The organism is Burkholderia latens (assembly GCF_001718795.1).
GTDB classification, from domain to species: domain Bacteria; phylum Pseudomonadota; class Gammaproteobacteria; order Burkholderiales; family Burkholderiaceae; genus Burkholderia; species Burkholderia latens_A.
In genome coordinates, this window is the sequence record NZ_CP013438.1 from 553,162 (window position 1) to 573,536 (window position 20,375).

Consider the following 20,375-nt stretch of genomic DNA (forward strand, 5'->3'; position numbering starts at 1 on the left):
TCGATGAGTACGATTGCCGCAGAAAGTGCACCGTCGCGCAAGCGCAGCCGGTTCGCGGATCCGAAGCACTGGGCCGGGCAGGCCGGGCTGTGGACGTTCACCGCCGCGCTGATTGCCATTCACCAGGGCAAGGTGCTGACGCTCGCGTTTCCGGTGCTGGCCATCGCGGTCGGCATCTGGCTGTATTTCAAGAGCCCCGCGCGCTACGTCGGCTTCATGTGGTGGGTGTGGTTCCTGAGCCCGGAGGTGCGGCGTCTCGCCGACTGGTCGAAGGGCGCGTTCACGCCGACGAGCCTGATCCAGGTCGCGCCGCTCGCGGTGACGATGATCGCCGGGTTCGGGCTGCTGCGGCACTACCGCGTGCTCGCGCAGCGGCGCGGCATTCCGGTGCTGCTGATCCTGTTCGGGCTCGTGTATGCGTATCTCGTCGGGATCGTGTCGAGCGGCGTGATGGCCGCGACTTACGACCTCGCGAACTGGCTGTACCCGATTCTGATCGGCTTTCACATCATGGTGAACGCGCGCGACTACCCCGAGTATCGCGACGTGCTGCTGTCCACGTTCATGTGGGGCATGCTGGTGATGGGTCTGTACGGCGTCGTGCAGTACTTCGTGATGCCGCAGTGGGACGTGCTGTGGATGGTCGGCTCGCAGATGGGTTCGCAGGGCGAGCCGGTGCCCTACGGCGTGCGGGTGTTCAGCACGATGAACTCGTCCGGGCCGTTCGCGTTCGCGATGATGGGCGCGCTGGTGTTCGTGCTGGTCGCGCCGCAGAAGATCCGCTGGTTCGCGGGCGCCGCCGGTTTCGTGTCCTTCGCGCTGTGTCTCGTGCGCTCGACGTGGGGCGGCTGGGTGATCGCGCTCGCGATCCAGCTCGTGCAGTCGAGCAACCGCGTGCGGATGCGGATCCTGATCAGCGGTGTCGTGCTCGTCGGCCTGTGCGTGCCGCTGTTGACCGTCGGCCCGGTAGCCGACCGGCTCGGCCAGCGTCTGCAGTCGATCGCGAACCTGAAGGACGACCGCAGCTACGACGACCGCAACAAGTTCTATGCAACCTTTGCGCAGACGGCGTTCACCGACGTCGCCGGCGAGGGGATGGGCGCGACCGGCGCGTCGACGAAGCTGTCGAGCGACAGTGGCGAGCTCGGCAAGTACGGCAGCTTCGACAGCGGCGTGATGAACGTGCCGTTCGTGCTCGGCTGGCCCGGCACGCTGCTGTATCTCGCGGGCGTCGTGATGCTGTTCGGTCGCACGGTGCGCGCGGCGTTCAAGCTGCGCAACGACAAGTTCGTCGGCGCATGCCTGAGCCTGTGCCTGTCGACGTTCGCGATGCTCGTGTTCACGAACTCGCTGATCGGCACGGGCGGTCTGCTGATGTTCACTGCCATTTTTTCCATACTATCCGCGGCGCACTGGCAGAAGGCGCAGCGCCTGCCGGCCGCCGCGCGTTCACGGGGAGGCGACCATTGAGAATCGCGATCGTCACGCACGTCGTGCGTCATAACGACGGGCAGGGCCGCGTCAATTACGAAATCGCGCGCGCGGCGCTGGCCGAAAACTACGAGGTCACGCTGGTCGCGTCGCACGTCGCGCCCGAGCTGCTGGCCGATCCGCGCGTGCGCTGGGTGCCGGTCAAGGTCGGCGGCTTCTGGCCGTCGAATCTCGTCAAGCAACAGGTGTTCGCGCTCAAGAGCGCGGCATGGTTGCGTGCGCACCGCGGCGAATACGACGTGCTGCACGTAAACGGCTTCATCTCGTGGATCAAGGCCGACGTGAATACCGCGCATTTCGTGCACGGCGGCTGGTTCAAGAGCCCGTACTACCCGTTCGGGCTGACGAAGGGGCTGTGGTCGGCGTACCAGTACGTCTACACGCGCGTGAACACCGCGCTCGAGCGCTGGGCATACCGGCGCTCGCGCGCGATCACGGCCGTGTCGCAGAAGGTGGCCGACGAGATCGCCGGCCTCGGCATCGACAGCCGCAAGATCAGCGTGATCTACAACGGCGTCGACGGCAGCGCGTTCGCGCTCGCGCAGGCCGATCGCGCGGCATTCAAGCTGCCGGCGGACGCGTTCCTGCTGCTGTTCGTCGGCGACTTGCGCACGCCGCGCAAGAACCTCGGCACGGTGCTCGACGCGCTCACGAAACTGCCGCCCAACGTCCATCTCGCGGTGGCGGGCTATCTGCCGGGCAGCCCGTATCCGGACGAGGCGCGCGCGCTCGGCATCGCTTCGCGCGTGCATTTCCTCGGGCTCGTGAAAAACATGCCGACGCTGATGCGCTCGGTCGACGCATACGTGTTTCCGTCGCGCTACGAAGCGATGAGCCTGTCGCTGCTCGAAGCGATGGCAGCCGGGCTGCCGGTCGTCACCGCGCGTACTGCCGGTGGCGCGGAAATCATCACGCGCGAATGCGGGATCGTGCTGGAGGACCCGGACGATCCGGCCGCGCTCGCGCAGGCGATCGGCTCGCTCGCGGCGTCGCGCGACACCTGCCGCGCGATGGGCGACGCGGCCCGCGAACTGATGACCCGTTTCGGCTGGGCCCACATGGGCGCCCAGTACGTCGCGCTTTACCGGCGCATCGGCCAACCCTCGCAGCCGTCCGCGTTCGAGCGGGTCGAGCATGCAGTCACGCAGGAGCAGTCGTAATGTCCCTTTCTTCCCGGCCGATCAAATCGTTGCAAATCGGCATGCACTGGTTCCCCGAACGCGCGGGCGGCCTCGACCGGATGTACTACTCGCTCGTCGGCGCGCTGCCCGGTGCGGGCGTCGAGGTGCGCGGGCTCGTTGCCGGCTCGCCGAAAGTCGCAGACGACACGGGCGGTGCGATCCAGGGCTTCGGGCCCGCGTCGCAGCCCCTCGCGCGTCGGATGCTCGCCGCGCGCCGCGCGCTGCGCGATGAAATCCGCAGCGCGCGACCGGACGTGATCTCGTCGCACTTCGCGCTGTATACGTTCCCCGGCCTCGACGTGACGCGCGGGATCCCGCAGGTGTCGCACTTCCAGGGCCCGTGGGCCGACGAAAGCCAGGTCGAGGGCGCCGCATCGCTCGGGCAGCGCGCGAAGCGCTATCTCGAACAGGCCGTCTACACGCGTTCGTCGCGGCTGATCGTGCTGTCGCAGGCGTTCGGCCAGATTCTGACGAACCGCTACGGCATCGATCCGTCGCGCGTGCGCGTGATTCCCGGCTGCGTCGACACCGCCCAGTTCGACACGCCGCTCACGCCGGCCGAGGCGCGGCACAAGCTGCAACTGCCGCAGGACCGGCCGATCGTGCTGGCCGTGCGCCGCCTCGTGCGGCGCATGGGCCTCGAGGACCTGGTCGATGCGATCGGCATCGTCAAGCGCCGCCATCCGGACGTGCTGCTGCTGATCGCCGGCAAGGGCAAGCTCGCCGAGGAACTTCAGCAGCGCATCGACGCGGCCGGGCTGCAGGACAACGTGAAGCTGCTCGGCTTCGTGCCCGATCAGCATCTCGCGGCGCTGTATCGTGCGGCGACGGTCAGCGTCGTGCCGACCGTCGCGCTCGAAGGCTTTGGCCTCATCACCGTCGAATCGCTCGCGTCCGGCACGCCGGTGCTGGTTACGCCGGTCGGCGGGCTACCGGAGGCCGTCGCCGGGCTGTCCAGCGACCTCGTGCTGCCGTCGACCGGCGCAGATGCGATCGCCGAAGGGCTCGGTGCGGCGCTGTCGGGCGCGATCGCGCTGCCGGACGAAGCCGCATGCAAGCGCTATGCACGCGATCACTTCGACAACGCGGTGATCGCGCGGCGCGTTGCCGGCGTGTACGAGGAGGCGATCCAGGCGGCGGGCTGACAGCGCGCCGCCCGTCATGACGACGCTCCGGCCGCGCGCACCTTCGCGTGCGTCCGGGCCGCATGCCGGCCGCCCCAACGCGGGCGCGCCGGCGTTTTGCCGTGCGCGGCCGCACACACCGCGATTCGCGCGATTCCGTTCGACCGCGCGATCTTCCCGCCGCCGACTACACGGAATGAAAAGGTGGAAAGGCGCCTGGCAACCGCTGCTACCGGTGCATGCGATCCATGTCATGCCCGCCCGCGTGTCGCGGCCCATACGATCAACGCGGCGACGCTGACCGCCGCGCCGAGTCCGCACACGCCGACCCACCCGGCGTGCGCATACGTCGCCGTCGACACGATCGCACCGAGCCCGCTGCCGGCCGAATAGAACAGCATGTAGCAGCCGACGAGGCGCGCATGCGCGTCGGGTCGCGCGCCGACGATCATGCTCTGGTTCACGACATGAACGGCCTGGCCGCCGACGTCGAGCAGCACGATACCGACGACCAGCAGCGCGATCGACGTGCCGGCAAACGCGAGCGGCAGCCACGAAAACGCGAGCAGCGCGAGCGCGGCGCCCGTTGTCGTTTCGCCGAGCCCGCGATCCGCGAGCCGCCCCGCGCGGGCCGCCGCGGCCGCGCCCAATGCGCCGACCAGCCCGAATGCGCCGATCTGCGTATGCGACATCGAATGCGGCGGCGCGCCAAGCGGCAGCACGAGCGCGCTCCAGAAGATGCTGAATGCAGCGAACATCAATAGCGCGATCGCACCGCGCACGCGCAGTACACGTTCGGTGCGCAGCAGCGTCGCCATCGAGCGCAGCAGCGCAGCGTAGCCGATACGCGCGCGCGGCGCGTTCGCATCGGGCAGCAGCCGTACGAGCGCGACGAGCATCGCGATCGCGAGCGCGCCCGACATCAGATATACCGCGCGCCAGCCCGCAATATCCGTGACCACGCCCGCGAACGAGCGCGCGGCCAGCAGGCCGATCACGACGCCGCCCTGCGCGGCGCCGACCACGCGACCGCGCTCGCCGGTAGACGCAAGTGCGGCAGAGCACGCGATCAGGCCTTGCGTCATCGCGGTGCCGAGCAAACCGAGTGCGACCATGCCGGCCAGCAATGCGATGCGCGTCGACGAAACCGCCACGCCGATGCATGCGGCAGTCAACAGCAGAAGCTGAATTGCGAGCAGCCGCTTGCGATCGAGCAGGTCGCCGAGCGGCACGACGAACAGCAGCGCGAGCGCGCAGCCGAGTTGCGTTGCGGTGATGACGCCGCCGACCGCCGCCTGCGATACGCCGAAATCGCGCGCGATCGAATCGAGCAGCGGCTGCGCGTAGTACACGTTCGCGACGCTCGCCGCGCAGCACACCGCCAAAAGCGCGACGAGCGTCTTGGCGACGCGCGTGACGCCGGCCGGGCCGGCTGCACCCGCTGTCGCGTTCGGTGCGGCGGCTGTTCGACATGACGATTCCATGGGCTTCCTCGCTCTCGCTGAAGTGGTTGCAATTTAAAACTTGTTGGAGTGTAGGAAAAGCAGTTTTAAAATGCAACTTGGTGTGGCGGGCAACGGACCCGCGCACGAATGCGCCGAACGCCGTGCGAACGCGGCCGGCGCGACAGCGGAGAAAAGGATGGCCAAACAGAAAAGCCTTGCGGATTCGCCGTGCCCGGTCGCGCGCGCAACCGATATCGTCGGCGATCGCTGGGCATTGTTGATCGTGCGCGACGCGTTCGACGGCGTGCGCCGGTTCGGCGATTTCCGTGCGAGCCTCGGCGTCGCGAGCAACATCCTGTCGGACCGGCTCAGAATGCTGGTGGACGCGGGCGTGTTCGAAGTGGTGCCGGCGTCCGACGGCAGCGCGTATCAGGAGTACGCGTTGACGAAGAAGGGTGAAGGGCTGTTTCCGGTGATCGTGATGCTGCGGCAGTGGGGCGAAGCGAACCTGTTCGAGCGAGGGGAGCCGCATTCGGTGCTGGTCGAACGCAAGACGGGCCGTGCGATCCGCAAGCTCGCGCTGCGGCACGACGATGGCCGGCCGTTGAAGGCGGCGGAGACGATGGTGCGGAAAGTGGCGGACGGCAACGGCGCGACGCGCGGATAAACGCGAGGTCATCGGGCGGCGCAAGCGCCGCGCTGTTTGCGTCGCGGCACCGCACACACCGACGCACCCGCCAACGCACCTGTCCGGGGTGCTCGATCGTTTCTCTCAATCGGCCGCCGATACCGTCCGTTGCGCATCCGATGTGCCCTGATGCGCGTCGGCCCTGACGAGCATCGCGAGCGATGCAGCCGCGACCAGCAGTGCGGCAGACACCGCGGTTTCGACATGCAGCCCCTCGACGGTTTGCCGCGCGCTGCCGCCCGCGAGCGCGCCGAACGCGGCGACGCCGATCGCGCCGCCGGCCTGCCGTGCAGTGTTCAGCACGGCCGACGCGATGCCCGCGCGTTCCGGTGCGACCGATGCGAGCACGGCCGTCGTCATCGCCGGCACGGCGAAGCCCATGCCGGCGGGGATCAGCAGGAATGGTACGAGCAGCAGCGGCAGCGGCGTCGCTGCGTTGGCGAAATACAGCGAGCCGTAGCCGAGCGCGGCGACGAGCGCACCCGCGACCATCGGCGCGCGCGGGCCGTAACGTGCGACCGCACGGCCGCTCGCGAGATTCGACAGCAGGAAGCCGCCCGTCAGCGGCAGGAACGCGAGGCCGGCCTGCAACGCCGATTCGCCGCGCACGCGCTGCAGGTACAGCGCCAGCACGAATACGGTGCCGTAATACGTGAGGTTCACGCAGATCCCGAACAGCACGGCCGCGCTGAACGTGCGTCGGCGGAACAGCGACAGCGGCAGCATCGGCGTCGCGGTGCGAGACTCGAGCGCGACGAAGGCGGCCGCGGCGAACGCCGCGAGCGCGAACCCGCCGGCGACGACTGGATGCGCGAAGCCGAGCGGCCGCCACTCGATCACGGCGGCGGTGAGCGCGGTCAGCATCGCGATCGCGACGAGCTGGCCGCGCACGTCCAGCGTGCTTGCCGAGCGTGCCGGCATTGCGGCACGCGCCGGTGCCGCGGGTGCAGGCGTGACGCGCCGGGCGGGGACCGATGCGAATGTGGCCGCGAGTCCGGCCGCACAGAGCGGCAGGTTCACGAGAAAGATGCCGCGCCAGCCCCATGCGGCGATCAGCAGGCCGCCGACGACCGGTCCCGCCGCAATCGAAATCGAGCCTGCCGCGGTCCACCAGCCGACCGCGCGCGCCCGCACGCGAGGATCGTGCCGGCATGCGTCGTTGAGCAGCGCGAGCGAATTCGGCAGCATTGCGGCCGCGCCGACGCCCTGCAGCGCGCGCGCCGCGATCAGCATCGCCGGGGCGACGGCGGCGCCGCATGCGAGCGACGCGAGCGCGAACAGCACGAGGCCCGCGACGTACAGCCGGCGCGCGCCGAAGCGTTCGCCGAGCGCGCCGGCCGACAGCATCAGCACCGCGAACGCGAGCGTGTACGCATCGACGACCCACTGCAGCCCGGCGATCGGCAGATGCAGGTCGGCGGCCACGCGCGCGAGCGCGATGTTGACGATCGTCACGTCGAGCTGCGTGACGACGAAGCCGATGCTGACGGTCGCGACGAGGCGCGCAAGCGCGGGCGGGAAGGCGGTGGAAGAGCTGGTCGTGTCCATGAACCCATCGTAGGGCGCGATGGGCGGCGATGTTTCACGCGAGCGTGAAGCGTCGATGCGTGGCGTGATCGACGCAATGCGACCGGTATGCATGCGGGTACGCGGGCGTGCGCGTATGCGGCATGGGCCGCGATGTGCGGCGGTGGCCGCGAGCGGCGGGCCCGGCGGAGCCGCTCAGTGCCGTTCGCCGCGCCAGCGCCCGGGCGCGACGCCGAAGCGCTTAGTGAACGCGTGCGTGAACGTGCTCTGGTCGGCGAAGCCGACCATCCCGGCGATGTCGACGAGCGGGTGCCGGCCGTCTGCGAGCAGCACGACGGCGGCGTCGAGCCGCAGCCGTTGCAGATAGCGATGCGGGGTTTCGCCGAACGCGTCGACGAACAGTTGATGAAACCGGCGCATTCCGTAGCCGCAGTGCGCGGCGAGATCGGCGATGCGCAGCGGCTCCGCGAGCCGCGCGCGCAGCCAGCGATCGATGCGCGTGAAATCGAGGCCGCCCGCGGGCGCGGCGAGGCCGGCGTCGCCGAGCAGCGCGTCGCACAGGCGCGCGGCAGCCTGCCACTGGAAGCGATGCGCATGCCCCGCGTCGCGAGCCGGCTCGTCGAGCGCGGCCGCCGCCGCCGCGACCTGCGCGACGAGCGACGTCAGCGCCGGATCGATCGCCACGGCCCGCGCGCGCTCGAACAGCCGCTGCGGCACCGCGAGCGACGCGGCGGGCAGATCGAGCACGAGCTGGCGGTTCTCGCCGAGGCCTGCGTATTCGTGGCGCGCGCCGGCCGGGATCAGCCACGCCGCGTGCCGGTCGATGCGCTGGCCGACGCCGTCCACCGCCATCACCATCGCGCCGTCGATGCCGAGCACGACCTGATGAAAGTCGTGCACGTCGGACGCTTCGCACGTGTCGTAACGGCGCAGCGCGATCGCGGGGGACGGGATGTGCTCCATGAGCGGGACGTCGGCCGGCGGCTTCGTCAGACGTCGAGCAGTTCGACTTCGAACACGAGCGTCGCGTTCGGCGGAATCACGCCGCCGGCGCCGCGCGGGCCGTAGCCGAGTTGCGGCGGGATCGTCAGGCGACGCACGCCGCCGACCTTCATCCCCTGCACGCCTTCGTCCCAGCCCTTGATGACCATGCCGCCGCCGAGCACAAACGCGAACGGGTCGTTGCGGTCCTTGCTCGAGTCGAATTTCTGACCGTCGGTCAGCCAGCCCGTGTAATGGACGCTGACGGTCTTGCCGGCTTGCGCTTCCGCGCCGGTGCCTTCGGTCAGATCCTCGATCTCGAGGCCCGATGCGGTCGTGGTGACAGACATGACTTCTCCTGAAAAGGGTTGGGTAAAACCGCTATTGTAGGCGAGCGCGCAGGGGGCCGCCCCGCGCGACGAACGCGCGGCGCGACACCGTTCGCAAGCCGCCGGGCGCCGCGCGCCGCGTGCCGCTCCAAATGAAACTGGAACGCGCGTTTGAATGTCCGGCGAGTCGGCGCTGCGCGATGCTGCGACCAGGCCGATCCCCGCGTATGAATCGACGGCAGCGTGGCCGCCCGAAAGCGCGCTGCAACCCGTCGCACGATCCCGCGAAACGCCCGTCGCGCGCGGCTTCGACGCCGATTGCCGGTTGCGGACGCAGCGCTTTTCACACGCGCCGCGCGCCACCTTCGGCGTTCGAATCCCGGGCTGCGGCGCCACTGTCCGAGCGCCGCTTTTTCTGCGTTGCCGACCATGCACCGTTTGGAAGCACGCGTCTACCGCGCGGCTTGCACGCGACGACGCGCGCCGCCTATCTTTACAGTTATCGATGTCAAGATTTTGCTGTTGCGCGATGCGCGTCCGGGCCGCATGGGCGGGCCGGGCCCGCGGCCACGGCCGCCCGAAAACGAGGAGAACCGCGAACATGAAGTCAGCCGCTTCCGCCACCGCAGCCGACGTGATGCCGGTGCGCCGCGATCTGCGCTTCGACTTGCCGGTCGAGCGCGCGAAGGACTGGCATGCGCTCGGCCCGCACGTGACTCACTTCTTCAATGCGTTGTCGCTGCTGTTCCCGGCCGGCGAGCGTTTTTTCATGGACTCGGTGCGCAACTATCGCGACCGGATCGACGATCCGGTGCTGAAGCGGCAGGTGCTCGGCTTCATTGGCCAGGAGGCGATGCATACGCGCGAGCACGTCGAATACAACGAACTGATGCAGGCGAACCGGCTGCCCGCGCGCAAGCTCGACAAACGCGTGTGGACGGTGCTCGGTTTCATGAAACGCAAGCTGCCGCATTCGGTGCAGCTCGCGCACACGGTCGCGGCCGAGCACTATACGGCGATGCTCGCCGACTGGCTCCTGCGCGACCCGACCCGTCTCGCCGGCTCGGTCGAAGGCTACAGGCAGATGTGGGTGTGGCACGCGCTCGAGGAAACGGAGCACAAGGCCGTGTCCTACGACGTGTGGAATGCCGTGATGAAGCCGGGCGTGCGCAGCTACCTGGTCCGGATCGGCGTGTACCTGGCAACGACGCTGACGTTCTGGCCGACCGTGTTCCTGATTCACGTGACGCTGCTCTCGCGCGATCGCGACATCCGGCATCGCGTGCGCGGCATGTTGCGCGTGCTCGCATTCCTGTACGGGCCGCGCCGCGGGCTTTTCCCTCGCATCGCCGGCGAATGGCTGAGCTTTTTCCGGCCCGGCTTCCATCCGTGGGACCACGACAACCGCCATCACCTTGCGCGCGTCGACGCGCTCGTCGCCGCATACGGCGACCACGACGGCGCGTCGGCCGGCCGTGGCCGCGCGAACCCGCTCGCGCCGCTCGCATCCGGGCGTTGACTGCGCGCCCGCCGCGCGCAGCGGCGTGTGTTGCGTTGCCGCATCAGTCGCGATTGATCCGACGATTGACCGCGGTCAAGCGCAAACGGTTGCATGCGCGTGCGCGGGCGCCCGGGTTTGAGCCCATCCGGCGTGCCGGCCGTTGTGCGCCGCGGCTTCGCCCGCCGGCGTGGCCGTGCACATGGCGTCGTACCGGCCGCGCCACCGGGATAACACCCATCTAGCCGCGCGTCGGCGGCATCGATATACCGTTCATGCAAGCATTCGATTTGCCCCGCGAGCAATTATTGCGCGGGGGGATTTTATTCGGACGGAAATGCGGCCAATATGTCGGTTCGATCGAGGTCCGTCGTACATGGCGGCGAGCCGCCGCACGATACCAACGCCAAGCGGGGAACAACGATGGTTGCAAGGTCACCCGACGCAAACGGAACGGCGGCGCCCGAGATGCCGCTCGTGTCCGTTACCGCTCCCGAGGCCGGACGCAAGCTGTTCGTGATCATGCGTTCGCCGGACGAGCCGTTGCTGGCGCAACTGCGCGAGCTCGGCTGGGAGATCGCGGTCGCGAAGACGGCCGGCGCCGCGCAGAACATGACGTCCGGCGTGAACGTCGCGGCCGGGCTCATCGACTTCACGGGCTTCACGTCGCGCGACTATCCGGCGCTGAAGGCGTGCCTGAGCCAGCCGGCGATCGGCTGGATTTCCGTCGCGCAGGCCGGCATCACGATCAGTGCTGCCGTGCGCGAACTGATCCGCAGCTATTGTTTCGATTACGTGACGCTGCCGTTGCCGTACGAATGGATTTCGCACGTGCTCGGCCACGCACGCGGAATGGCCGCGCTCGATCGCGTCGACGGCGCGGCTTACGCGGCGTCGATCGGCGAGCACGGAATGATCGGCAACTGCGAGGCGATGCAGCAGCTGTTCAGCACGATCCGCAAGGTCGCGAAAACCGATGCGAGCGTGTTCATCTCGGGCGAGTCGGGCACCGGCAAGGAACTGACCGCGCTCGCGATCCACGAGCGCTCGGCGCGCGGCAAGGGGCCGTTCGTCGCGATCAACTGCGGCGCGATTCCTCATCACCTGCTGCAGTCGGAGCTGTTCGGCTATGAGCGCGGCGCGTTCACCGGCGCAAACCAGCGGCGCGCGGGCCGGATCGAATCGGCGAACGGCGGCACGCTGTTTCTCGACGAGATCGGCGACATGCCGGTCGAAAGCCAGGCGAGCCTGCTGCGCTTCCTGCAGGAAGGGAAGATCGAGCGGCTCGGCGGCCAGGAGTCGATTCCGGTCGACGTGCGGATCATCTCGGCCACGCACGTGGACCTCGACGGGGCGGTCGAGGCCGGCCGCTTCCGCGCGGACCTCTATCACCGGCTCTGCGTGCTGCGTATTCACGAGCCGCCGCTGCGCGCGCGCGGCAAGGACATCGAGATCCTCGCGCATTACGTGCTGCAGAAATACAAGGCCGACAGCGGCCGCAAGATCAGCGGCTTCACGTCGGCCGCGCTCGACGCGATGCGCCGCTACGAGTGGCCGGGCAACGTGCGCGAACTCATCAATCGCGTGCGCCGCGCGATCGTGATGGCCGAGAGCCGGCTGCTGACGCCGCACGATCTCGGGCTCGAGACGCCGGGCGAAACCGAACCCGTGACGCTCGAACAGGCGCGTTCGCTTGCGGAGCGCACCGCGATCGAGAACGCGCTGCTGCGCAACGATCACCGGATCAACAAGGCCGCCGCCGAGCTCGGCATCTCCCGCGTGACGCTCTACCGGATGATGATCGAGCACGGGCTCAACGATCACGACAACAACGGCGACAACGGCGGAAAGGACGGCTCCCCGTCCGGCGACGCCGACCACCAGCGGGTCGGGTGAGCGGCATTCGCGCAGCATCGCAACCGGCCCGCGCAAGCGGGCCGTGTCGCATGTAAAGGCGATGAAACGTTTCGCGTCGGCACGCATGCGAATTCGCGCGGCAAACGCCCGTGACGGCGTGCCATCCGCGCCGGGAAAATTTTCCGTACCGTCCGCGCGCCTTGTGCGGCAACGCATTGCGCTCGCGTGAGCGGCGCCCGGCGCGCCGCGCATGTTTCAGTTTCGCAACGTTGCGCATGTCCGGCCGGTTCGCGCCGCACGCTGGTCCGACGAAAGCCTTGCACGGCCGGCCGCGCGCGAAGCTGGCCCGCTCCTTGCGCTGATGCGGGTGCGAACGTCGACGACGTGGCGTGCGGCCGGACCGGCAGCAAACCCTGCACAGGCCGGCCAGTGCGCAGTCCGCGGGGATGATCGGCGGGACGGGACACAGCCCTCGTTCCGTACGGCACGGGAGCGTCGTCGTCCGATCGTCGAGGCAGCGGCGGTGTCCGGTTGCCCGCACAAGCAACGGATCGAAGACGGGGTATAAAAATGAGCAACGATCGCCACACACAGCGGCCGGCAGGCCGCGATCGCAACGATTCGACGCATCGCCGGTCGGCCGCGCCCCTCGCAGCCGGCCGGCATGCGTCGACAGGCCATCTCTCCGCGCCCGGTGCGAGGCGGATCCGGTTGATACCCGGTCATCCGCGCCGGGCCGGCGCTTTCACGCTGGCCAACCCGATCCGCATGGGGATGTGCACGCGGGCACCGGTTCCCCGGCGCCCGATCTTCACGTATTGACGACGTCGAGCGCCTGCGGTCGCCAGCGCAGGCGCTCCGCCGGCAACGCGAACGAAGTTCGGGATCCGGTTGCGCGACAACGGCGACGACACCGGCGCGACGGCAGAACGTCAGGGAGGCGTCGCCGTCCGGGAGGCAGGGGAGGGGCGGTCCAGGGTGAACAGGCCCTGGGCGCGCGCGACGGGCATCGCGCCCGTCGCGCGCGACACCGCTTCAGCCGCCGTAGATGTCGAAGTCGAAGTACTTCGACGCGAGCCGCTTGTAGGTGCCGTCCTTGACCATGTCGAGGATCGCGCGATCGATCTTCGCCTTCAGGTCGGTGTCTTCCTTGCGCAGACCGATGCCGGCGCCGACGCCGAGCACCTTCTCGTCGACGAGCTCGGGCCCGACGAACTGGTAGCCCGCGCCGCGCGGCGACTTCAGGAATCCGATCGCGGCCTGCACCTCGTCCTGCAGCGCCGCGTCGAGGCGGCCCGCCGTGAGATCCGCATACACGCCGTCCTGGTTCTGGTACGACACGACGTTCGCACCCTGCTTCGCCCAGTACGTCTTCGCATACGCTTCCTGCGTCGTGCCCTGTTCGACGCCGATCGACTTGCCCTTCAGCGATTCGGCGGTCGGCAACAGCGGCGAACCCTTTTTCACGACGAGGCGCGTCGGCTGGTTGTAGATCTTCGTCGTGAAGCCGATCTGCTCGGCCCGCTGCGCGGTGATCGACATCGACGACAGCACCGCGTCGAATTTTTTCGCCTTCAGCGCCGGGATCATCCCGTCGAAATCGTTCTCGAGCCACACGCACTTCGCTTTCAGCCGCGCGCAGATCTCGTTGCCGAGATCGATGTCGAAGCCGACGAGCTTGCCGTCGGGCGCCTTCGATTCGAACGGTGCGTAGCTGGCGTCGGTGCCGAAGCGCAGCGTGGTCCAGTCCTTCGCGGCGGCGGGGCCTGCCGATACCGCAAGCAGGGCGATCGAAACGGCGGCAATCAGTCTCTTCATGATGGTTCCTTGGCGTGGTCTATCCGGTTCTGCACGACGCGGTTGCTGCGGAACCGCGCCCCCGGCGGGCGCGCTCCGTACGGCCATTAACGCAGAAAATAAAATCGCAGTCCAGAATGGACAAAAAATATCAATTCGTTGGACGGTAGCCGTTCCGGGTGACGACCCTTGCATAAATCCGAAAATGGACTAACCTTGTTAGTAAATTCGTTTCGAGACTAACAGTCATGTCACAACCCGCCTTCGATCCGCATTCCGCCTCGCCGCAGGCCTCGGTCGCGCAGATGTCGGCGGCCGGCCTGCGAGCGTTCTTCAACATCGCGCGCGACTGGGAGCTGACGATCGACGAGCAGATCGTGCTGCTCGGGTCGCCCGGCCGGTCGACGTTTTTCAAGTGGAAGGCGGCGCCAGAGTCCGCGCGCCTGCCGCGCGATACGCTCGAGCGGCTGTCGCTATTGCTGGGCATCTACAAGTCGCTGCAGATCCTGCTGCCGCAGCCCGCTGCGGCCGACACCTGGGTCAGGCGGCCGAACGACGCCGCACCGTTCGGCGGCAAGCGCGCGCTCGACCGGATGCTTGCCGGCAATGTCGGCGACCTGGTCGCCGTGCGCCAATACCTCGATGCGATGCGGGGTGGCTGGGCGTGACGATCCCGACCGATGCGCAACACTGGCCCACGACCACCGTCGACTGGGCGCCCGCCTATCGCGTGATTCCTACTCGTTTTCCGGCCATCAACCTGTTCGACCGCGTCGCGTCCGCCGAGGACTTCGATGCGCTGTACGCGCTCGAATCGCTGACCAACGACCGCATCCGGCAGGAAGTCGGCACGCTCGACCTCGTGCCGCCGGCCGAGCGCCGCTACGGGCAGGGCTGGGGGCCGATCATGGCCGCGTTCACGCACCTGAATCCGCAGGGCAGCCGCTTTTCAGACGGCAGCTACGGTGTGTTCTACTGCGGCCGCTCGCGCGACACGGCGATCGCCGAAACGCGATATCACAGCGGGCTGTTCCTGGCCGCGACGCGAGAGCAGCCGATGCGTCAGCAGATGCGGCTCTACACCGTGTACGCGCACGGCGACGTCGCCGACGTGCGCACGTGGCCGCAGCGCAATCCTGCGTTGCTCGATCCGCTCGATTACAGCGCCGGACAGGCGCTCGGCCGTGCGGTGCGCCATGCGGGCGGCGCGGGGATCGTCTATCCGTCGGTGCGCGACCCGGGCGGCGAATGTCTCGCCGCGTTTCGCACGACGCTGCTGCGCGATTGTCATCACGCGGCATACCTCGAATACAACTGGAACGGCACCGCGATCGATGCCGTGTTCGAGCTGAACCAGGTCGGCTAGCTCGCGACGCGCGCGAGCCCGCACGTGCGGGCGGGCGGGCAGCGCAGGCTTCGGTTTGCCGCTCCGCTATGGCAGCGGCAGGTCGCCCGCATGACGCGCGCGCGCATCCGCCTGCGACAGCGACCATGTACGGCCCGTGCGCGGCTCGACGATCGTCAGTCGTCCCGACGGCGCGAACGCGCCGGTGTCGATGAACCATTGCGCGCCGATGCGCTGCGGCGCGCGCACCGGCGTGTGGCCGGTGCAGGTCAGCGACAGTCCGGCCTGCACGGCCGGATCGACGAGCCCCTGCACCAGGTCGCGGCCCCAGATCAGCCGTTCGCGCACGTCGTGCGCATAGCTGCCCGTATCGAGCTCGGCGTCCGGTCCGAAGAATTCCGCATGCAGCACGTTGAAGCGCGCGGGCCCGTCGCCGATCACGCGTACGAGCGGCAGCGCGTCGACGCGCGCCGCATGCGCGTGCAGCCGGTCCGGCGGCAGCTCGGCGCCCCAGTCGCCGCCGATTCCGCGCCACGCGTCGGCCGGCAGCTTGCCGCGCGACACGAGGCTCAGCACCTCTTCGTGATTGCCGCGCACGACATGGCACCACGGGCGGTCGAGCAGCTCGAGCGCGGTTTCGGACGCGGGCCCGCGATCGACGAGATCGCCGACCGAGAACAGCCGGTCGCTGGCCGGATCGAAGCGGACGTCGTGCAGCAGCGCGCGCAGCACGTCCACGCAGCCGTGCAGATCGCCGACGACGAAATCGCGGCCCGCCGAATTGGCGGGATGGCGGCAGAGGGAAGGGCTCATCCCGATATCTTAGGCGCTTGCGCTCATCGCCACGTCATGCGGGAATGGCGATAATCGGGGCGCTACCCGCCGGCGCCGCCCCGCACCGTTCGCGCCGGCGCAACCCTTTCCATCCGCTTTCGGAATCACACGATGACGCTTTATCCGCAGGTATTACGCAACCGGCCGCGCATGGTCGCCGCCTTCGCCGCGGGCGTGCTGTGCGCGCTGTTGCTGCCGGTTCCGTCGAGGCCGACGGTGCGTGCGCTGATTGGCTGGGACTGCGCGGTGTGGCTGTATCTCGCGCTGATGTGGGTGCGCATGGTCAGCGCGCATCATCATAACGTGCGCGACATAGCGATCCGCGAAGACGAGAATGCGACGACCGTGCTGACTGTCGTGTGTCTCGCGACGGTCGCGAGCGTCGCCGCGATCGCGATCGAGCTCGCCACTGCGAAGAGCGTGGGGTTTCGCGCAGGGCTCGGCCATTACGCGGTCACGGGCGCGACGTTATTCGGCGCGTGGTTCCTGATCCCGACGATATTCACGCTGCACTATGCGCGGCTTTACTACGGTTCGCCGAGCAGCGACCGACCGCTGCGTTTTCCCGACAGTCAGCCGGAGCCCGATTACTGGGATTTCCTGTATTTCGCGTTCACGATCGCGGTCGCGTCGCAGACGGCCGACGTGTCGCTCGCGAACCGCTCCGCGCGACGCGCGGTGCTCGCACAGTCGATCCTGTCGTTCTACTTCAACATGGCCGTGCTCGGGCTGTCGATCAACGTCGCGGCGGGGCTGCTGAGCTGATGCACGCGGGCGGCCGCGCGAAGCATGGCAGCGGGGTGCGCGCGATCCGCAGCGCGACCCGAAACGGCAGCTGCGGCGGCATCGCCGCGCCTCCCGTGCGATGCAGCCAGTACGTGAAGTCGTGCCGCTCCGGCGTGCCGCTCGGCGGTGCGCGCAACGCGTGCGTCGCACGCCATCGCACACTGGGGACGCGCGATCACGCGCTACGCCGCACCGCAATCCACGCTCCCCAGAACAGGCTCGAGAAAAAGCGCAACGGCGCATCGAAACCGGCTTCGTGCAGCAGGTCGAACACTGCTTTTTCCGACGCAGGCGGATCGGCGCCCTGCAGGATTTTGGCGAGCTGCGCGCGCACTGCATCGGGCGTCGCGCCCTTCATCCGCCAGCGCTGCTGCCATGCGTCGAGCAGCCGGGGGTGGTCCGCATAGCGGCGATGATTGCCCGCAATCACGAGCGGTGCGCCGGGCTTCACGCGGCGCGCGATCGCATTCAGCAGCGCCGCCTTCGCCGCATCGCCGGGAACGTGATGCAGCACGCCGATCAGCGTCGCGCCATCGAAGGCCTGCGTATCGGGCAGCGCGTCGACGCCGGCCTCGATGAATTGCGTGCGGGCGGCGCAGCCGGCCGTTTCGACGTTCGCGCGTGCGAGTGCCAGCATCGGCGCGGACGGATCGACGGCCGTGAAGCGCCATCCCGGCTCGAGCGCGGCAGGGATGCAGATCTCCTGCCCGGTGCCGCCTGCGCCCACGACGAGCAACTGCGCTTCCGGCACGCGGATCGTCGACGCGAGCATGCACGCGGCGAGTTCGTGGCACGCGTCGTAGCCGGCAAGCGCGATGCGGGACTGTTCTGCGTATTCGTGCGCGCGTGCCGGATCGAACTTCGCGGCGCTGGAGGGGAGCGACATGGCGGATTCCTTGGGTCGAAGCGCGGACCGGGTGTCCGCGCGCATCGGCCCGAGCGTAAGGGCGCGGCCGCGCGTCAACAAGGCGTGCGGCCATTCCGGTATGCGGACTACCCGCTTCGGTCGGTACAGAAAGCAAACGTTTGCGGGGTCGATTCGCATTTAAAAATGTGATGAATCGATGCATCGTATGCGCCGAATCGGCGCATACTTTTCTTCCGCCCTGCCTGGCCGTCGCATGCCGGGCCCCGATGCGCCGCGCGCCGCTTGCGCGGCCATGCCGCTCGGCACGCATGAGGAGCGCATGATGTCAGATTGTCCGCACGATCCGTATGCGCAGCACTACATTCACTGCTTGCCGTTCGGCGCGCAGCCGTGCGGTGCGCTCGGCACGACGCCGCGCACGCATTTCCGCGTGTGGGCGCCGGGCAGCACGCAGGTCCGGCTCGAACTCGAAACCGCGCGGGGTCCCGCACGCGTGCCGATGACGCCGGCCGGTCCGAACTGGTTCGAGGTCTTTGTCGAATGCGGAGCGGGCACCCGCTACCGCTACCGGCTCGACGATGTCGTATCGATTCCCGATCCCGCGTCGCGTTCGCAACCCGACGGCCTCAACGGGCCGAGCGAGGTCGTCGATCCCCGCGCGTTCACGTGGCGTAATACGTTCTGGCACGGGCGACCATGGGAAGACATCGCACTCTATGCGATTCGTCCGCATGCGGTGGGTGGCTTCGACGGCGTGCGCCGCCGGCTGCCGCAGCTTGCGCGCCTCGGCGTGACCGCACTGGAGCTGCTCGCGTCGCCGCACGACAGCCTGCCGTTCGCGCCGCTTGCGGCCGATGGCGGCCCCGATGCGCTTAAGGCGCTGATCGACGACGCGCACGGCTACGGCCTCGCGGTGCTGCTGGAACTCGATTACGCGCGTTTCGGCAGCGGCACCGACGCGCTGCGCCATTACGCCGAGCCGTTCTTCCATACGCGCGACGATCCGTTGCAGGCGCCGCCGCTTGCGCTCGATCATCCGGAAGTGTGCGACTTCTTCTGCGACAACGCGTTGTACTGGATCGACGAATACCGTTGCGACGGCCTGCGGCTGCGCGAGGCGGACCGGATCGGCACGTCGTGGCTGCGCGAGATTGCCGATCGGGTACGCGCGGCCGTGCCGGCCGACCGGCTGATTCACCTCGTGCTCGGCAGCGAACGGCATCCGGTGCATCTGGCCGATACCCATTTCGATGCGCAGTGGAACGGTTGCGGCGAACGTGCGCTGCACCGGCTGACAGCGCGCGACGACGCCGCGCACGAGGGCATTTCGGCGCACCAGTCGATCCATACGCTCGCTCGCGCACTGACTGCATCCGGCGCAGCGTTCCAGCCGGCTGCGTCGGCTGACGCCGCATTCGCCGACGGCGGGCTGTCGCTGACGTCGCTCGTGCTGTCCGACGGCGGATGGCGCGACAGCGAGCATGGACGCACGCGCGGCGAGCACACACCGCGCCTCGCGGCGCTCGCGCTGTCGTTGCTCACGCCGCAGATTCCGCTGATCTTCGACGAAACCGCATGCAACGCCGAGCGTGCGCATTTCGTGCAGTCGGCGCTCGCGGTGCGCGCGAAGCTGATTGCGCCGCGGTTGTCCGATTGCCGTCCGCAGGACGCGCATACGCTGAAGGCGGGCGGTGACGGCGATGCCGATGCGCTGCTCGCATCGTGGCGGCTTGCCGACGACGAGACACTGACCATCGCGCTGAACCTGTCGCCCGACACGGTGCCGTTCGACGCGCCGAGCGGGCGGATCGTGTTCGAGACGCCGGCGCGCGCGCGCGACCGCGTCGATGAAGGGGAGTTGCCGCCCTATTCGCTCGTCGCGTGGCTGACGGGCGACGTCAACGGCTATGCACTGACGCACGACGCGCGCCGGATCGACGGCGGCGCATGGAGCGCGATGCGTCGCTGAACGCGCGACGCTTGCGCCGCCGGGCGCGGGCTCGTCCGCCCTGGCCGCGCTCTTACCAGAAGCCGCGAATCCCCGCGACGCCATAGGCGCCGTGGCGGCGCGCGTCGTCGAGATGCGCGCGCGTCATGCCGCCGAGCGCATAGACGGGCATCGCGGCTTGCGCGGCCAGCGCGGCGAACCGCGTCCAGCCGAGCGCCGGTGCGCCGGGATGGCTGAGCGTCGGCAACACCGGCGACAGCGTGACGAAGTCCGCGCCCGCGCGCATCGCCAGCACGAGATCGTCAGCCGTATGACACGCGGCCGATATGCGCCGCGCGGGCGGCAGCGGCCGTTGCGCGACGGCGCGCAGCGCGGCGCCGTCGAGGTGCCAGCCCGCGCCGTCGAGGTGCATCACGCCGGCGGCATCGATCGGGCCGTTGAGCATCAGTTGCGCGCCGGCCGCGGTGCAGCGCGCGAGCGCATCGGCGGCCAGCCGCGCGAACGCGGCCCGGTCGAACGATTTCACGCGCAGCTGCACGAGCGTCTCGCCGCGCGCGAGGACGGCCGACATCCGGTCGAGAAACGCGCTGCAATCGGCGTCCGATGCGGACGCCGGCTCCGGCGAGATCACGCAGCAGCGCGGCAGCGGCGGGCTCATCGCGTGCGCCGAGCGGTG

The 20,375-nt window shown here is 68.8% G+C and carries 18 protein-coding genes and 1 pseudogene; 10 read left to right on the top strand and 9 right to left on the bottom strand.

The window, feature by feature from the left end:
* Nucleotides 1–3 precede the first annotated feature (3 nt).
* From WK25_RS21805 to WK25_RS21815, 3 genes are read left to right on the top strand one after another with little or no spacing between them, the layout of a single operon-like run.
* On the top strand, nt 4–1,470 hold the full coding sequence (locus WK25_RS21805; protein ID WP_040139324.1) for a glucose-6-phosphate isomerase: 1,467 nt from the start codon (nt 4–6) through the stop codon (nt 1,468–1,470).
* Complete coding sequence (locus WK25_RS21810; protein WP_069242718.1) at nt 1,467–2,651, top strand: glycosyltransferase family 4 protein; 1,185 nt, start codon at nt 1,467–1,469, stop codon at nt 2,649–2,651. Before WK25_RS21805 ends, WK25_RS21810 begins: the two co-directional genes overlap by 4 nt.
* The gene (locus WK25_RS21815) at nt 2,651–3,817 is read left to right on the top strand and encodes a glycosyltransferase family 4 protein (RefSeq protein ID WP_040139326.1); all 1,167 of its coding nucleotides are present in this window, start codon (nt 2,651–2,653) and stop codon (nt 3,815–3,817) included. The genes WK25_RS21810 and WK25_RS21815 overlap by 1 nt, the downstream gene beginning before the upstream one ends.
* A gap of 230 nt (nt 3,818–4,047) precedes the next feature.
* On the opposite strand, the gene WK25_RS21820 is transcribed toward WK25_RS21815, so the two are convergent.
* Complete coding sequence (locus WK25_RS21820) at nt 4,048–5,280, bottom strand: MFS transporter (protein WP_069242719.1); 1,233 nt, start codon at nt 5,278–5,280, stop codon at nt 4,048–4,050.
* A 157-nt stretch (nt 5,281–5,437) separates the two neighbouring features.
* On the opposite strand from WK25_RS21820, the gene WK25_RS21825 reads away from it, so the two are divergent.
* Complete coding sequence (locus WK25_RS21825) at nt 5,438–5,908, top strand: winged helix-turn-helix transcriptional regulator (RefSeq protein WP_059545340.1); 471 nt, start codon at nt 5,438–5,440, stop codon at nt 5,906–5,908.
* Nucleotides 5,909–6,013: 105 nt separating this feature from the next.
* Here the strand turns inward: WK25_RS21825 and WK25_RS21830 are convergent, their stop codons facing one another.
* The 3 genes from WK25_RS21830 to WK25_RS21840 all read right to left on the bottom strand — a co-directional run bounded on the left by WK25_RS21830 (nt 6,014) and on the right by WK25_RS21840 (nt 8,787).
* On the bottom strand, nt 6,014–7,477 hold the full coding sequence (locus WK25_RS21830) for an MFS transporter (protein ID WP_069242720.1): 1,464 nt from the start codon (nt 7,475–7,477) through the stop codon (nt 6,014–6,016).
* A gap of 174 nt (nt 7,478–7,651) precedes the next feature.
* On the bottom strand, nt 7,652–8,419 hold the full coding sequence (locus WK25_RS21835) for a helix-turn-helix transcriptional regulator (protein WP_069242721.1): 768 nt from the start codon (nt 8,417–8,419) through the stop codon (nt 7,652–7,654).
* A gap of 26 nt (nt 8,420–8,445) precedes the next feature.
* Nucleotides 8,446–8,787, bottom strand: coding sequence for an FKBP-type peptidyl-prolyl cis-trans isomerase (locus WK25_RS21840; RefSeq protein ID WP_069242722.1), 342 nt, complete (start codon nt 8,785–8,787; stop codon nt 8,446–8,448).
* A 580-nt stretch (nt 8,788–9,367) separates the two neighbouring features.
* On the opposite strand from WK25_RS21840, the gene WK25_RS21845 reads away from it, so the two are divergent.
* A complete protein-coding gene (locus WK25_RS21845) occupies nt 9,368–10,285 on the top strand; it encodes a metal-dependent hydrolase (protein WP_069242723.1) in 918 nt (305 codons plus the stop codon).
* A 402-nt stretch (nt 10,286–10,687) separates the two neighbouring features.
* The gene (locus WK25_RS21850) at nt 10,688–12,160 is read left to right on the top strand and encodes a sigma-54 dependent transcriptional regulator (RefSeq protein WP_040139332.1); all 1,473 of its coding nucleotides are present in this window, start codon (nt 10,688–10,690) and stop codon (nt 12,158–12,160) included.
* A 996-nt stretch (nt 12,161–13,156) separates the two neighbouring features.
* Here WK25_RS21850 and WK25_RS21855 read toward each other — a convergent pair.
* The gene (locus tag WK25_RS21855; protein ID WP_069242724.1) at nt 13,157–13,939 is read right to left on the bottom strand and encodes an ABC transporter substrate-binding protein; all 783 of its coding nucleotides are present in this window, start codon (nt 13,937–13,939) and stop codon (nt 13,157–13,159) included.
* Nucleotides 13,940–14,166: 227 nt separating this feature from the next.
* Between WK25_RS21855 and WK25_RS21860 the strand changes: the two genes are divergently transcribed.
* Nucleotides 14,167–14,586 (top strand): MbcA/ParS/Xre antitoxin family protein, encoded by a 420-nt coding sequence (locus WK25_RS21860; RefSeq protein WP_040139334.1) that lies wholly within the window; start codon nt 14,167–14,169, stop codon nt 14,584–14,586.
* Nucleotides 14,583–15,284: an RES family NAD+ phosphorylase gene (locus WK25_RS21865; protein WP_040139335.1), complete on the top strand. Its 702-nt coding sequence runs from the start codon at nt 14,583–14,585 to the stop codon at nt 15,282–15,284. The genes WK25_RS21860 and WK25_RS21865 overlap by 4 nt, the downstream gene beginning before the upstream one ends.
* 66 nt (nt 15,285–15,350) lie before the next feature.
* Here WK25_RS21865 and WK25_RS21870 read toward each other — a convergent pair whose 3' ends face one another.
* The gene (locus WK25_RS21870) at nt 15,351–16,076 is read right to left on the bottom strand and encodes a metallophosphoesterase (protein ID WP_059545282.1); all 726 of its coding nucleotides are present in this window, start codon (nt 16,074–16,076) and stop codon (nt 15,351–15,353) included.
* Between the two features lie 132 nt (nt 16,077–16,208).
* On the opposite strand from WK25_RS21870, the gene WK25_RS21875 reads away from it, so the two are divergent.
* Entirely contained in the window at nt 16,209–16,862 is a 654-nt protein-coding gene (locus tag WK25_RS21875) for a DUF1345 domain-containing protein (protein ID WP_040139337.1), read from the top strand.
* Nucleotides 16,863–16,866: 4 nt separating this feature from the next.
* Here WK25_RS21875 and WK25_RS32155 read toward each other — a convergent pair.
* Both WK25_RS32155 and WK25_RS21885 read right to left on the bottom strand, forming a co-directional pair.
* Nucleotides 16,867–17,013, bottom strand: a pseudogene (locus WK25_RS32155) (glutathione S-transferase); the annotation flags it as partial.
* A gap of 45 nt (nt 17,014–17,058) precedes the next feature.
* Nucleotides 17,059–17,769, bottom strand: a complete 711-nt coding sequence (locus WK25_RS21885) for a class I SAM-dependent methyltransferase (protein WP_069242725.1) — start codon at nt 17,767–17,769, stop codon at nt 17,059–17,061.
* Between the two features lie 304 nt (nt 17,770–18,073).
* Between WK25_RS21885 and WK25_RS21890 the strand changes: the two genes are divergently transcribed.
* Complete coding sequence (locus WK25_RS21890; protein WP_069243494.1) at nt 18,074–19,720, top strand: DUF3459 domain-containing protein; 1,647 nt, start codon at nt 18,074–18,076, stop codon at nt 19,718–19,720.
* A gap of 52 nt (nt 19,721–19,772) precedes the next feature.
* On the opposite strand, the gene WK25_RS21895 is transcribed toward WK25_RS21890, so the two are convergent.
* Nucleotides 19,773–20,357 carry a thiamine phosphate synthase gene (locus tag WK25_RS21895; RefSeq protein WP_069242726.1) on the bottom strand — a complete coding sequence of 195 codons (585 nt, stop codon included), beginning with the start codon at nt 20,355–20,357 and terminating at the stop codon, nt 19,773–19,775.
* Nucleotides 20,358–20,375: the final 18 nt, after the last annotated feature.

Coding starts and splice junctions, on each gene's coding strand:
- WK25_RS21805 (WP_040139324.1), top strand. CDS start 4: ATGAGTACGATTGCCGCAGAAAGTGCACCGTCGCGCAAGCGCAGCCGG.
- WK25_RS21815 (WP_040139326.1), top strand. CDS start 2,651: ATGTCCCTTTCTTCCCGGCCGATCAAATCGTTGCAAATCGGCATGCAC.
- WK25_RS21820 (WP_069242719.1), bottom strand. CDS start 5,280: ATGGAATCGTCATGTCGAACAGCCGCCGCACCGAACGCGACAGCGGGT.
- WK25_RS21825 (WP_059545340.1), top strand. CDS start 5,438: ATGGCCAAACAGAAAAGCCTTGCGGATTCGCCGTGCCCGGTCGCGCGC.
- WK25_RS21830 (WP_069242720.1), bottom strand. CDS start 7,477: ATGGACACGACCAGCTCTTCCACCGCCTTCCCGCCCGCGCTTGCGCGC.
- WK25_RS21835 (WP_069242721.1), bottom strand. CDS start 8,419: ATGGAGCACATCCCGTCCCCCGCGATCGCGCTGCGCCGTTACGACACG.
- WK25_RS21840 (WP_069242722.1), bottom strand. CDS start 8,787: ATGTCTGTCACCACGACCGCATCGGGCCTCGAGATCGAGGATCTGACC.
- WK25_RS21845 (WP_069242723.1), top strand. CDS start 9,368: ATGAAGTCAGCCGCTTCCGCCACCGCAGCCGACGTGATGCCGGTGCGC.
- WK25_RS21850 (WP_040139332.1), top strand. CDS start 10,688: ATGGTTGCAAGGTCACCCGACGCAAACGGAACGGCGGCGCCCGAGATG.
- WK25_RS21855 (WP_069242724.1), bottom strand. CDS start 13,939: ATGAAGAGACTGATTGCCGCCGTTTCGATCGCCCTGCTTGCGGTATCG.
- WK25_RS21860 (WP_040139334.1), top strand. CDS start 14,167: ATGTCACAACCCGCCTTCGATCCGCATTCCGCCTCGCCGCAGGCCTCG.
- WK25_RS21870 (WP_059545282.1), bottom strand. CDS start 16,076: ATGAGCCCTTCCCTCTGCCGCCATCCCGCCAATTCGGCGGGCCGCGAT.
- WK25_RS21875 (WP_040139337.1), top strand. CDS start 16,209: ATGACGCTTTATCCGCAGGTATTACGCAACCGGCCGCGCATGGTCGCC.
- WK25_RS21885 (WP_069242725.1), bottom strand. CDS start 17,769: ATGTCGCTCCCCTCCAGCGCCGCGAAGTTCGATCCGGCACGCGCGCAC.
- WK25_RS21890 (WP_069243494.1), top strand. CDS start 18,074: ATGTCAGATTGTCCGCACGATCCGTATGCGCAGCACTACATTCACTGC.
- WK25_RS21895 (WP_069242726.1), bottom strand. CDS start 20,357: ATGAGCCCGCCGCTGCCGCGCTGCTGCGTGATCTCGCCGGAGCCGGCG.